10 protein-coding genes are annotated in these 12460 nt (G+C 42.4%); 5 read left to right on the forward strand and 5 right to left on the reverse strand.

Annotated elements, in window-relative coordinates; genetic code table 11:
* The first annotated feature begins 37 nt into the window (after positions 1 to 37).
* Together Q4592_RS11585 and Q4592_RS11590 are read left to right on the forward strand one after the other, a co-directional pair.
* Positions 38 to 1876: an alpha-amylase gene (locus tag Q4592_RS11585; protein WP_303513087.1), complete on the forward strand. Its 1839-nt coding sequence runs from the start codon at positions 38 to 40 to the stop codon at positions 1874 to 1876.
* Between the two features lie 153 nt (positions 1877 to 2029).
* The gene (locus Q4592_RS11590) at positions 2030 to 3277 is read left to right on the forward strand and encodes a valine--pyruvate transaminase (RefSeq protein ID WP_303513089.1); all 1248 of its coding nucleotides are present in this window, start codon (positions 2030 to 2032) and stop codon (positions 3275 to 3277) included.
* A 55-nt stretch (positions 3278 to 3332) separates the two neighbouring features.
* Here the strand turns inward: Q4592_RS11590 and Q4592_RS11595 are convergent, their stop codons facing one another.
* The 5 genes from Q4592_RS11595 to dnaA all read right to left on the reverse strand — a co-directional run bounded on the left by Q4592_RS11595 (position 3333) and on the right by dnaA (position 10031).
* On the reverse strand, positions 3333 to 3809 hold the full coding sequence (locus Q4592_RS11595) for an Hsp20 family protein (RefSeq protein ID WP_303513092.1): 477 nt from the start codon (positions 3807 to 3809) through the stop codon (positions 3333 to 3335).
* Between the two features lie 188 nt (positions 3810 to 3997).
* Positions 3998 to 6415 (reverse strand): DNA topoisomerase (ATP-hydrolyzing) subunit B, encoded by a 2418-nt coding sequence (gyrB, locus tag Q4592_RS11600; protein WP_303513094.1) that lies wholly within the window; start codon positions 6413 to 6415, stop codon positions 3998 to 4000.
* Entirely contained in the window at positions 6408 to 7493 is a 1086-nt protein-coding gene (gene recF, locus Q4592_RS11605) for a DNA replication/repair protein RecF (RefSeq protein WP_303513096.1), read from the reverse strand. Before recF ends, gyrB begins: the two co-directional genes overlap by 8 nt.
* Positions 7494 to 7503: 10 nt before the next feature.
* Positions 7504 to 8607, reverse strand: a complete 1104-nt coding sequence (dnaN, locus tag Q4592_RS11610) for a DNA polymerase III subunit beta (protein ID WP_303513099.1) — start codon at positions 8605 to 8607, stop codon at positions 7504 to 7506.
* Positions 8608 to 8627: 20 nt separating this feature from the next.
* The gene (gene dnaA / locus Q4592_RS11615; protein ID WP_303513102.1) at positions 8628 to 10031 is read right to left on the reverse strand and encodes a chromosomal replication initiator protein DnaA; all 1404 of its coding nucleotides are present in this window, start codon (positions 10029 to 10031) and stop codon (positions 8628 to 8630) included.
* A gap of 227 nt (positions 10032 to 10258) precedes the next feature.
* On the opposite strand from dnaA, the gene Q4592_RS11620 reads away from it, so the two are divergent.
* The 3 genes from Q4592_RS11620 to Q4592_RS11630 are packed head-to-tail and all read left to right on the forward strand — an operon-like array spanning position 10259 to position 12433.
* A complete protein-coding gene (locus Q4592_RS11620; RefSeq protein ID WP_303513105.1) occupies positions 10259 to 11017 on the forward strand; it encodes an amino acid ABC transporter substrate-binding protein in 759 nt (252 codons plus the stop codon).
* Complete coding sequence (locus tag Q4592_RS11625; protein ID WP_303513109.1) at positions 11017 to 11685, forward strand: amino acid ABC transporter permease; 669 nt, start codon at positions 11017 to 11019, stop codon at positions 11683 to 11685. Before Q4592_RS11620 ends, Q4592_RS11625 begins: the two co-directional genes overlap by 1 nt.
* Before the next feature lies 1 nt (position 11686).
* Positions 11687 to 12433 carry an amino acid ABC transporter ATP-binding protein gene (locus Q4592_RS11630; RefSeq protein WP_303513111.1) on the forward strand — a complete coding sequence of 249 codons (747 nt, stop codon included), beginning with the start codon at positions 11687 to 11689 and terminating at the stop codon, positions 12431 to 12433.
* Positions 12434 to 12460 lie beyond the last annotated feature (27 nt).

Consider the following 12460-nt stretch of genomic DNA (forward strand, 5'->3'; position numbering starts at 1 on the left):
CTGTCGGTCACTAACAAAAACTATATGGATGTAAAAAATGCAGCAAGTCATTAAACCCGCTCTGCTCGGCTGTTTAGTCAGCATGGCTATAGCCGGTTGTTCTTCGCCTCAAACAGGCAATAGCACCAGCGCAGCCAGTAGTTCAAGCGAAGCATTAAGCCAAAGCGCTCAATGTCTACAATGGGATGGTCAGCCCGTATCTGTGGACGTAAGCAGCAGCTTTGAAGAAGGTACAGCCGTAAGAGACTTTTACAGCGGCCAAATGAGCACTGTATATCAAGGTAAAGTCACCTTTACTCCCGCACCAGAAAGTGGAGGTTTACTGTTACTCGAGTCAGTCACTAAAAAAGCAGATGAGTTTAATTGGGATAGCGCATCAGTTTACTTTGTGATGACCGATCGCTTCTACAATGGTAACCCTGACAACGACAATAGCTACGGCCGCAGTAATGACGGCAAAAATGAAATTGGTACTTTCCATGGTGGTGACATAGCGGGCTTAAGTAAAAAGCTCGATTATATTGAAGACTTAGGCATCAATGCCATTTGGATTACCGCTCCTTACGAGCAGATTCGCGGCTGGGTTGGCGGTGGTATGCGTGGCGACTTTAAGCATTACGGCTACCACGGCTACTACGTACAAGACTACACAGTAATGGACCAAAACATGGGTACCGCTGAAGAGTTTAAGCAGTTTGTTGATGATGCTCATGCTCGTGGCATACGCGTGGTGATGGACATTGTAATGAATCACACCGGCTACGCGACCTTAGGCGATATGCAAGAGTTCGGTTTTGGTGCGACTCAAGAATATGACGTACCCATTGAAACCTACTTAGGCGAGAAGTGGACTAACTGGGCCCCAGGTAAAGGCGAAACTTGGCACAGCTTTAACGACTACATTGATTACGGCGCGAGAACAGAATGGGTTAAGTGGTGGGGACCAGAGTGGGTTCGTACTGATATTTCAGGCTACCCAAATCCAGGCCCAAGTGATTTAGAAATGTCTTTGGCTTACTTGCCAGATTTCAAAACTGAGTCAGACAATGTAGTAAGCCTGCCTCCTTTCTACAAAAACAAGCCCGATACAAAAGCAGTAGAAATTCCTGGTGCAACAGTTCGAGATTACCTGGTTACATGGTTGTCTGATTGGGTACGTGAGTACGGTATCGATGGCTTCCGTGCTGATACGGTGAAACACGTAGAACCAGAAGCGTGGATGGAACTAAAACTGGCTTCAAGCAAAGCCTTTAGCGAGTGGAAACAAAACAACCCCGATAAAGTGCTAGATGATAGTGACTTTTGGATGACTGGTGAGTTCTGGGGGCAAGGCCTTAATAATTCAAAGTTATTCAATAGCGGTTTTGATTCACTCATCGACTTCACTTACCAAACAGATTTAGCTAAACAAGGCATGAATTGTTTCACTAACATGCAAGACGGCTATCAGCGTTACGCAGACGTACTTGGTAAGCGAGATGGCAAAGTATTGAGTTACGTATCATCTCACGATACAAAACTTGCCTATGGCAGCATCAGCAAAGATCTAGAGCAACAAAAACAATTGGGCTCTGCTTTCTTACTGATGCCAACAGCCATTCAAGTATACTACGGTGATGAAACTGCTCGCGAGAAAGGACCACGCAGCTCAGATAAACATCAAGCGACCCGTTCAGATATGAATTGGGAGCAATTGAATGATGAGCAACGTTTAGCCGTCCACAATCACTGGCAAAAATTGCTTCAATTCCGTAAGCGTCACCAAGCTATTGGCGCAGGGGAGCATAAACAGTTGAATACCGCTCCTTACGTATTTGAAAGACGCAAAGGTGATGATGCAGTAGTGGTAGTTTATGTAGGCCAAACAGCTAACTAAAGCGATACTCACAACATATATTTAAGCGGCTTAGGCCGCTTTTTTTATATCTATTTCCTCTTTGATTAACTAATCAACCTAGAACAACTGGGGCTAATTGCCATTAGAAAGCAATCTTTGTTATGGTGACGCCTATATAGAAAAAGGTGCGTTATGACATATTCAGATTTTGGTAATAAATTCACTCGCCATGCAGGCATCACTCAGCTTATGGATGACCTTGATGAAGGTATTCGAGCTGGCGATGAGATGATCATGCTTGGCGGTGGCAACCCAGCTCAAATACCAGAAATGACCGAAATTTTTGAGCAACATCTTCGTAGCGGCTTAGATAACAAGAGCTTGCTCAACGCGCTATGTAATTACGACGCCCCCCAAGGGAATAAGGCATTTATTTCTAACTTAGCTGAATTTCTAAGTAATGAATTCCATTGGGATATAAAAAGTGAGAACATCGCCTTAACAAATGGTAGCCAAAGCGCATTTTTTTACCTTTTCAATCTATTTGCTGGAAAGGGTAAAAACAGCAAGAAGGTCCTGTTTCCCTTAGCACCTGAATATATCGGTTACGAAGACAGCGGCATAGACGAAGACCTATTTATTGGCAACAAACCCAACATTGAGTATTTGGATAAGCGACAGTTTAAGTACCACGTTGATTTTGACCACCTACATCTTGATCAAAGCATTGGGCTAGTCTGTGTATCTCGGCCAACCAACCCTACCGGCAATGTCATTACCGATGACGAAATTAGCAAACTATCGGTGCTAGCCAAGCAACATGGCGTGCCACTGCTTATCGACAATGCTTATGGCCTGCCCTTCCCTAACTTGGTGTTTACCGACGAAGCTACGCCATTTTGGGATGACAATACGATTTTGTGTTTGAGCTTATCGAAGCTTGGATTACCAGGCACCCGCTGCGGTATTGTAATAGCCAAGCCAGAAACCATTAAGGCGGTGAGTAATTTATCTGGGATTATTAATTTGTCTCCCGGTGGTGTTGGCCCTGCATTAGCGAATGAGATGCTTAAAGACAATAGCCTACTAGATGCCAGCAACAACATTATTCGCCCTTTTTATCAGCGTAAATCTCAGCAGGCAATAGATTGGTTACAAGCGGCAATACCCTCAACCAAATTCAGGATTCATAAATCAGAAGGTGCTATGTTTTTATGGTTATGGTTCGAAGGTTTAGCCATCAGTGATAAAGAGCTATACCAAGCGCTTAAACAGAAAGGTCTATTGATTGTACCTGGTAGTTATTTCTTCCCTGGTGTGAGTAATAGCTGGCGACATACTCAAGAATGTATTCGACTTAATTTCGCCCAAAGTGAAGCCAATGTAAAACAAGGCATTGAAATACTCGCCTCAGTCGTTAATCCTCTACTCGAGGCTTAAACACTAAAAAAGGGCCTTGTGGCCCTTTTCATTCTTTATCTATATTACTTCGTCTTTAAGCTGTTTTAGTTTCCAAAGTTTCTACCGAATTTATCTTTCCATTAATTGGAATTTGCTTAGGCTTAAGCGCTTCAGGAATCTCGCGCTCCAGTTCAATAAACAGTAACCCGTTCTCAAGGTTTGCAGCTTTCACTTTAACGTGGTCAGCGATTTGATATTTTCGCTCAAAGCCGCGTTCAGCTATACCTTGGTGTAAGAACTTAGTTTCTGTATTGTTGGCTTTTTTCTGCTTAGTTCCAGTAACAATCAATGCATTTTCTCGAGCAACGATTGATAACTCATCTTCAGCAAAACCTGCAACAGCTAAAGTGATTCGATAATGGTTTTCGTCTACCGCTTCAATATTATAAGGCGGGTAACCATTGTTTTGAGATTGGGCGCTTTGGTTAGAAGCCGCTTCAATAAAACTAGCTAAGCGATCAAAACCAATAGCGGTGCGATAAAGAGGTGAAAAGTCATATTGATTACGCATTGTATATTATCCTCATAGAGCAATAAATTGTATTGGACCAGCACTATTGCTGCGTCCCTTTCTAAACAGCACCCACCTATGCGGCATCCTGTTATTACTATATATGGGGGTAAGTTTTACTCTTTCAAGTACAAAAAAGGCAATATTTTCATATTGCCTTTTTTAGTCTTAACCTTTAACGCTATCGATTACACGTCAAGGTTTTCCACGTTCAACGCGTTAGCTTCAATGAAGTTACGACGAGGTTCAACATGGTCACCCATTAAAGTAGTAAATAATTGATCACAGGCAATCGCATCTTCAACCGTTACTTGCAGCATACGGCGAGTTTCAGGGTCCATTGTAGTTTCCCACAATTGGTCTGGGTTCATTTCACCTAGTCCTTTATAACGTTGGATATATAGACCACGACGAGACTCAGCCATTAACCAATTAAGCGCTTCTTCAAAGTTCTTAACTGGCTTGGTTTTCTCACCACGCTTAATGTAAGCACCTTCCTCGATCAAGCCATTTAGCTTGCCATGTAAACTACAAATATCTTGGTAGTCATTTGAAGCAAAGAACTCCGGCTCAAACTTAAACTGAACGTCAACACCATGTTGGCGAAGCGTAACGACTGGGTAATAGATATCGCGTTCTTCGTGTTTTTCTACTTCAATAGAGTAGTAGTTACCACTTGGCAATTCAGCATTAATTGGTGCAATAAGCTCTTCTGACCACTGCTCTAACACTTCATTGTCTTTTAGTTCTTCAACACTAATAGGACGCTGATATACCATTTGGCTAAGCAGAGCAATTGGGTAGCGACGAGACAAACGCTCGTTGTTTTTCCATACTCGACGGTACTGGGTTACTAAACCTTCCAACTGTTCGCCACCAATAGCAGGCGCTTCAGGGTTCACATACAACCCTGAATTATCCAAGGCTAAAGTTGTTAGGTATTCTGTTAGAGACTCTTCATCCTTAACATAGCGCTCTTGTTTACCTTTCTTCACCTTATATAAAGGAGGCTGAGCAATATAAATGTAACCACGCTCAATAATTTCAGGCATTTGGCGGTAGAAGAAAGTTAGTAGCAAGGTGCGGATGTGCGAGCCATCCACATCCGCATCGGTCATGATGATGATGTTGTGGTAACGCGTTTTATCCGGGTTGTATTCATCTCTACCAATACCACAACCCATGGCGGTAATAAGGGTAGCGACCTCTTGAGAAGAAAGCATCTTATCGAAACGGGCTTTTTCTACGTTTAAAATTTTACCTTTTAGCGGAAGAATAGCTTGGTTCTTACGGTTACGCGCTTGCTTAGCACTACCTCCCGCAGAATCACCCTCCACTATGTATAGTTCAGAAAGAGCAGGATCTTTCTCTTGGCAGTCGGCCAGCTTACCTGGTAAACCAGCTAAATCTAGCGCACCTTTACGACGAGTCATATCTCGTGCTTTACGAGCAGCTTCTCGTGCGCGAGCAGCATCCAAAATTTTCTGGGTAATAATTTTGGCTTCTTGAGGGTTCTCTAACAAGTATTCACTTAGTTTCTCACCCATGGTCTGTTCAACCGCAGACTTAACTTCTGAAGAAACTAGCTTATCTTTAGTTTGGCTTGAGAACTTAGGGTCAGGTACTTTAACTGAAACAACGGCAGTTAAACCTTCGCGAGCATCGTCACCGGTCGCGTTATTCTTGTCTTTCTTGTTAACGCCTTCCTTCTCCATATAGCTATTTAGAGTACGAGTTAACGCCGCTCTAAATCCAGCTAAGTGGGTGCCACCATCTTTTTGAGGAATGTTATTGGTAAAACAATAAACGTTTTCCTGGAATCCATCATTCCACTGCATCGCTAATTCAACAGCAATGCCATCTTCACGCTGGAAGTTAAAGCTAAATGCTTTAGGGTGAATCGGCGTTTTGTTGGTATTTAGGTAAGATACAAACGCTTCAATACCACCTTCATAACAGAAGTGATCTTGCTTATCATCACGCTCATCTTTAAGGATGATCGATACACCCGAGTTCAAAAATGATAATTCACGTAAGCGCTTAGCAAGAATATCGTAGTGGAATTTAGTATCAGAGAAAATCTCTTCACTTGGCCAAAAACGTAATTCAGTACCTGTTTTGTCGGTATCGCCTACAACTGTTAAAGGTGCATCTGGTTCACCTAAAGTGTAGAACTGTTCGTAAACATGTCCTTGGCGCTTAACTGTAAGTTGTAACTTAATAGATAAAGCATTTACTACAGAAACACCAACACCGTGCAAACCACCCGATACTTTATAAGAGTTATCATCGAATTTACCACCTGCGTGAAGTACCGTCATAATTACTTCAGCTGCGGATACACCCTCTTCTGGGTGAATATCAACAGGGATACCACGACCATCATCAGATACAGATACAGAACCATCGCTATGAATGGTAACAACCACATCTGTACAGTGACCAGCCAATGCTTCATCGATAGAGTTATCTACAACTTCGAAGACCATGTGATGTAAACCTGAGCCATCATCGGTGTCGCCAATATACATCCCAGGACGTTTTCTTACTGCATCAAGGCCCTTTAGTACCTTAATACTCGATGAGCCATATTCATTTTCAGCCATGTTTTACTCTCGTTTTATAGTCGCTGATAACACCATGTTCCACGTGAAACATTGTGCATCCTTCTAAATCAAATCCATCTAGCATTTGTTCCTCAATTGCAGAAACAAAAACTTGAGACCCATGTCGTTGTAAGCACGTTGCCAACAACTGTCGTTTAGACATATCTAGTTCGGCAGCAAAATCATCGATAAGGTATACAGTTTTCTTACCACTAGTTTGTTGAGCATGTTGCCCTTGCGCCAATATTAATGCGCACACAAATAGCTTTAACTGCCCTCTCGAGATTAAATCAACCGCATTGATGCCATTAAACTTAAACTTTAAATCTGCTTTGTGAGGCCCATATTGGGTGTAACCCAACATTCTATCCCTCTCAAAACTGCTTTTTAGCAAATCAGCTAAATCGCTTTGTTCGTCCCATCCTTGATAAAAGGCTAACTCAAATTTGTATTCAGGAAGAAACTCTTCAACCAAATCAAATAGAGTCGACTTAATACTCGTAACATACTCAAGCCGTTGCGTACTAACTACTTGAGCCAGTTCAACAAGCTGCTTATCCCAGTAAACTAAGTCTTGGTACTGACGCGTTTGTTTTAACAGTGCGTTACGCTGTTTCAATATTCGTTTGTAGTTCTGCCAAGCTCCGTGAAACTGATGTTCCACGTGAAACACTCCCCAATCCAAATAGGCTCTTCGATGTTTAGGACTGCCATCTACTAAGCCGTACCCTTCGGGGTGAAGAATCTGTATAGGCAACAAAGAAGCAAGAACCGCTTGGCTACGTACTGTTTCCTTGTTAATTCTTAAGGCTGTGTCTCCGCCTTTAAATTTTTGCAAACCAATTTTGTGTTCCTCCAACTGAGCAAACACTACAAAACTGTCTTGCTGGTAACTAATCACCTTACTGGCTCTATTACTACGAAAAGACCGACCAAAACCCAAATAATAAATAGCTTCTAGTACACTGGTCTTTCCGCTGCCATTTTTTCCCAATACCACATTAAGCTGTGGATTGAGGCTAAGGCTGGCACTTTCTATATTTCTAAAATGTTGTAAGCCTAAGCTTTGTATCTGCATCTAAACAGTTCTACAAACGCATTGGCATAACAACATACATTGCTTTGCCTGTTTGCTCTGCGTCTTCAATTAGCGCACTGCTATTGCTGTTACTCATGTTAATGCGAATTTGCTCGCACTTAAGCGCATTAAGCACGTCGAGTACATAAACAACATTGAAGCCAATCTCTAAGTCTTCGGCGTTGTAATCAACATCCAAGATCTCTTCGGCCTCTTCTTGCTCAGGATTATTAGCAGTAATATTTAAGGTGCCTGACTCTAGTTGAAGTCGCACGCCTCTAAATTTTTCATTAGACAAAATAGCCGCTCGTGAAAATGCCTGTTTAAGCTCATCACGACCCGAGATCAAGGCTTTATCACTATTTGCTGGAAGCACCCGGCGATAGTCAGGAAAGCGACCATCGACTAATTTGCTGGTAAACGTGAAACCTTGAACACTTGCCCTGATGTTATTACTGCCAATTTGCAGTTCAACCAATTGGTCTTCATGTTCCAACATCCGCGCCAACTCAATTACGCCCTTTCGTGGCACAATCACTTGTTGCGGTTGTAAAGGCTGATCAAAAGTTTGCTCTGCTAAGGCCAATCGGTGGCCGTCGGTAGCAATGGTTTTTAAGCCTTTATCGTCGGTTTCAAACAGCATACCGTTTAAGTAATAACGAACATCTTGGCTCGCCATAGAAAACTGTGTGCTATCAATCAGGTTCTTTAACTGACCCTGAGTAAGTTGAATAACTTGCTGACTTTGCCAATCTTCAATATTGGGAAAATCAGTGGCTGGTAATGTAGCCAGAGAAAAACGGCTGCGACCAGATTTAAGCACTAAACGGTTGTCATCAGCCTTACAGCTAATTTCACAACCATCTGGCAAGCCTCGGCAAATATCAACAAACTTTTTAGCCGGTACGGTTACACGCCCTTCATTTACTGCGCTCTCTAAAGGAAGCGTAGCGATAAGCTCTACTTCCATATCGGTGCCAGTGATAGACAATTGCTGATTGCTAATATCTAGCAATACGTTACCTAAAATAGGAATAGTTGGGCGCCCACCGAGTGCGGCACTTACCTGCTGTAAAGGTTTAAGCAGTTGTTCCCGATTAATACTAAATTGCATACTTAATAACGCCTCTCCGATTATGACGATAATGTACGAATTAAATTCTGGTAATCTTCTTTGATGTCGTGACTTTCTTCTTTTAGCTGAGCAATTTTACGACACGCATGTAATACCGTGGTGTGGTCTCGCCCGCCAAAAGCATCACCAATTTCTGGCAAGCTATGGTTAGTTAGCTCTTTGGCCAAGGCCATAGCTAACTGGCGTGGACGAGCCACAGAGCGAGAACGACGCTTAGATAGCAGGTCGGCCACTTTAATCTTGTAGTACTCTGCAACGGTTTTTTGAATATTGTCGATGGTGACTAACTTCTCTTGCAGCGCCAGTAAATCGCGCAAAGCTTCACGAACGAAATCAATAGTAATAGCGCGCCCAGTGAAATTAGCGTTAGCAATCACCCGGTTCAATGCCCCTTCTAATTCACGTACGTTAGAACGTAAGCGTTTGGCAATGAAGAAAGCAACTTCGTCAGGCAGGCGGATATTATTTTCGTTAGCCTTAGTCATTAGAATAGCCACCCGCGTTTCTAACTCAGGTGGTTCAATAGCAACAGTTAAGCCCCAGCCAAAACGACTTTTTAAACGGTCTTCAACGCCGTCGATTTCTTTAGGGTAGCGATCACTGGTAAGGATGATTTGCTGATTACCTTCTAACAGTGCGTTAAAGGTATGAAAGAACTCTTCTTGTGAGCGTTCTTTATTAGCAAAAAACTGAATGTCATCAATGAGCAAGGCATCTACACTGCGGTAGTAGCGTTTAAAATCTTCTATCGCATTGTTTTGTAGGGCTTTTACCATATCCTGAACAAAACGTTCAGAGTGCATATACACAACTTTGGCGTTCTTTTTATTAGCAATAATGCCGTTACCCACAGCATGCAATAAGTGAGTTTTACCTAAGCCGGTGCCGCCATATAGGAATAGTGGGTTATACGCCCCACCAGGGTTATTAGCAACTTGCGTAGCTGCCGCCCTGGCCAACTGGTTTGATTTACCTTCAACAAAGTTATCAAACTGGTAGGTGGCATTAATGTTGTTGCGGTGATTAGCTTCTAAAGCTGATTTAACAGCGGGTTCCTTATCCCAACTTTTACCTGAGTCATTGTTATTAACGTAAACATTGCTCACACCTGTTGGAGCAGGCTCGCTTTTTACCGTAGCGGTTCTGGTTACGCTTGCAGGTTTACTGCCTACCTCAAAACGCAAACTAGGCTTATCACTTCCACAAAACTCTTCGAGCAAGGCGTTCACACGAATCAGGTATTTGTCTTTTACCCAATCGAGTACAAAACGATTTGGCGCGTACAACACCAATAGCTCTGCATCTTGTTCTACTTGAAGTGGTCGGATCCACATACTAAATTCTGTTGCCGGCAATTCATCTTGTAAACGTACTAAGATTTGTTGCCAAAGAGACCCACTCACTCGCGACTCCGCGTTATCACCAAAAAGACCGTCTATTTTATAACGGAAGCCGCTTAAACTCTAGGTTTCTTATGAATTATTCACAAGCAGATAACAAATATGTGAATAACATTCTGGTCACCACATAACAGCTTGGTTATTTGATATAACAACAGCGTATTTGTGCAAATATCATCTATGAACTAGAATTTTTTGCCATACACTACTCGCTGAATAGAAGAATCGAAATGAAACTACTAAATAAATCACGATTACTAATGGCTTTACTGCTGGTTAGCCTAAGTCCTTGGTCAGCATTTGCTCAAGATACCGTCAAAGTGGGTATGTCTGGTCGTTACTTCCCCTTCACTTTTGTTCAGCAAGACAAGCTCCAAGGTTTTGAAGTTGATGTATGGGATGAAATAGCTAAACGTAACGACTGGAAGGTTGAGTACGTAACCGCAAACTTCTCTGGCTTATTTGGCATGTTAGAAACAGGTAGAGTAGATACGATATCTAACCAAATAACGATTACTGATGAGCGTAAGGCCAAATACTTGTTCTCACATCCTTACGTTGTAGACGGTGCGCAAATTGTTGTGCGTAAAGGTAACGACGAGATAAAGGACATTAACGATCTTAAAGGCAAAAAAGTAGCAGTTAACCTAGGTTCAAACTTTGAGCAGCTATTAAGAAAACACGATAGCGATAAGCAAATTAATATTGCTACCTACGACACTGGCATTGAGCAAGACGTTGCCTTGGGTCGCTCAGACGCTTTCGTAATGGACCGAGTATCATCTTTAGCCTTGATTAAAAAATCTGGTCTACCCTTAGCGTTAGCAGGCCAGCCATTCGAAACCATTGAAAACGCGATGCCTTTCAAAAACAACGAAGCAGGCCAAGCCTTAAAAGCAAAAGTAAATGCCAGCTTAGAAGCAATGCAGCAAGATGGTAGCCTAAGCGCCATATCTGAAAAATGGTTTGACGGAGACATCACCAAATAATGTCAACTTTTGACTTTAACTACATGATGGAATTGTTCCCAATACTGTTTAAGTATTTGGGAACAACCATGGAAATGGCTGCAATTGCAGCCGTTTTTGCGTTAATACTGGCCTTAATTTTAGCCCTATTTAGGGTATTTAAGCTGCCAGTGCTCAACCAATTTGCAGTGGTGTTTATCTCGTTTTTCCGTGGTACTCCATTGTTAGTCCAACTGTTTATTTTGTATTACGGTTTACCACAAGTATTCCCAATACTGATTGGCTTAGACGCCTTTAGCGCATCAGTCATAGGTTTAAGCCTGCATTTCTCGGCATATAAAGCAGAGAGCATTAGAGCAGCAATAAACTCTATTGATAAAAGCCAGTGGGATGCTAGCTATGCTTTTGGCATGACCCGCCTGCAAGCGCTGCGCAGAGTAGTATTACCGCAAGCATTACGTACCGCGTTGCCGTCTTTAATGAACTACCTGATTGATATGATTAAGAGCACCTCTTTAGCATTCACCTTAGGGGTTGCCGAGATCATGGCCAAAGCGCAAATGGAAGCTTCAAGTAGCTTTAAGTTCTTTGAATCATTTTTAGCTGTTGCACTTATTTATTGGGCCGTAGTGGCCGTGTTTACCCAGCTACAAAACGTAGCAGAAAAACGATTATCCAAGGCTTATTAGCATGATTAAAGTATCCAACCTTAGTAAAGCCTTTGATGGTCAAACAGTGCTTAACGGCATCGATTTAGAGGTTAAAGAGGGCGAAGTTGTCGCTATCATCGGGCCTTCTGGAACGGGTAAATCTACTTTTTTGCGCTGCATTAACTACCTTGAGCAACCAGACTCAGGAACCGTTAGTGTCGACAATTTGAATGTTGAGGCAAAGCATCATCAACAACAGGATATATTGGCATTACGCAGGAAGTTGTCTTTTGTTTTTCAAAACTACTCCTTGTTTGCCAATCTAAATGCTGAGCAGAATATCGCCGAAGCGTTAATTACTGTGTGGAAACAACCAAAAACAGAAGCACTGAATACAGCCAGAGAGATCTTAAGCGACATTGGTTTAGCGGATAAAGCTAAACATTACCCTAGCCAACTTTCGGGTGGTCAACAGCAACGAGTAGGTATTGGTCGAGCAATGGCCACCCATAGCAAAGCCATTTTGTTTGATGAACCCACCTCGGCACTTGATCCTGAATGGGTGGGCGAAGTGCTGGCCTTGATAAAAAATCTGGCCCAGCGAAAGCAAACCCTAATTATTGTCACCCATGAAATGGCCTTTGCAAGAGAAGTAGCGGATCGAGTGGTATTTATGAGTGACGGGACAATAGTAGAGCAAGGTAGCCCAGAGCAACTATTTAACAACCCAAAAGATCCCAGAACTCAACAGTTTATCTCTCGAATTGTAAAGCGCGGCGAAGTCTAATTAAATAGATCTGTTGCACCTATATAT

Source organism: Agarivorans sp. 1_MG-2023 (assembly GCF_030548385.1).
In the GTDB taxonomy this organism is placed as follows: Bacteria; Pseudomonadota; Gammaproteobacteria; order Enterobacterales; family Celerinatantimonadaceae; genus Agarivorans.

Coding starts and splice junctions, on each gene's coding strand:
- Q4592_RS11595 (WP_303513092.1), bottom strand. CDS start 3,809: ATGCGTAATCAATATGACTTTTCACCTCTTTATCGCACCGCTATTGGT.
- Q4592_RS11590 (WP_303513089.1), top strand. CDS start 2,030: ATGACATATTCAGATTTTGGTAATAAATTCACTCGCCATGCAGGCATC.
- recF (WP_303513096.1), bottom strand. CDS start 7,493: ATGCAGATACAAAGCTTAGGCTTACAACATTTTAGAAATATAGAAAGT.
- Q4592_RS11625 (WP_303513109.1), top strand. CDS start 11,017: ATGTCAACTTTTGACTTTAACTACATGATGGAATTGTTCCCAATACTG.
- gyrB (WP_303513094.1), bottom strand. CDS start 6,415: ATGGCTGAAAATGAATATGGCTCATCGAGTATTAAGGTACTAAAGGGC.
- dnaN (WP_303513099.1), bottom strand. CDS start 8,607: ATGCAATTTAGTATTAATCGGGAACAACTGCTTAAACCTTTACAGCAG.
- Q4592_RS11585 (WP_303513087.1), top strand. CDS start 38: ATGCAGCAAGTCATTAAACCCGCTCTGCTCGGCTGTTTAGTCAGCATG.
- Q4592_RS11630 (WP_303513111.1), top strand. CDS start 11,687: ATGATTAAAGTATCCAACCTTAGTAAAGCCTTTGATGGTCAAACAGTG.
- Q4592_RS11620 (WP_303513105.1), top strand. CDS start 10,259: ATGAAACTACTAAATAAATCACGATTACTAATGGCTTTACTGCTGGTT.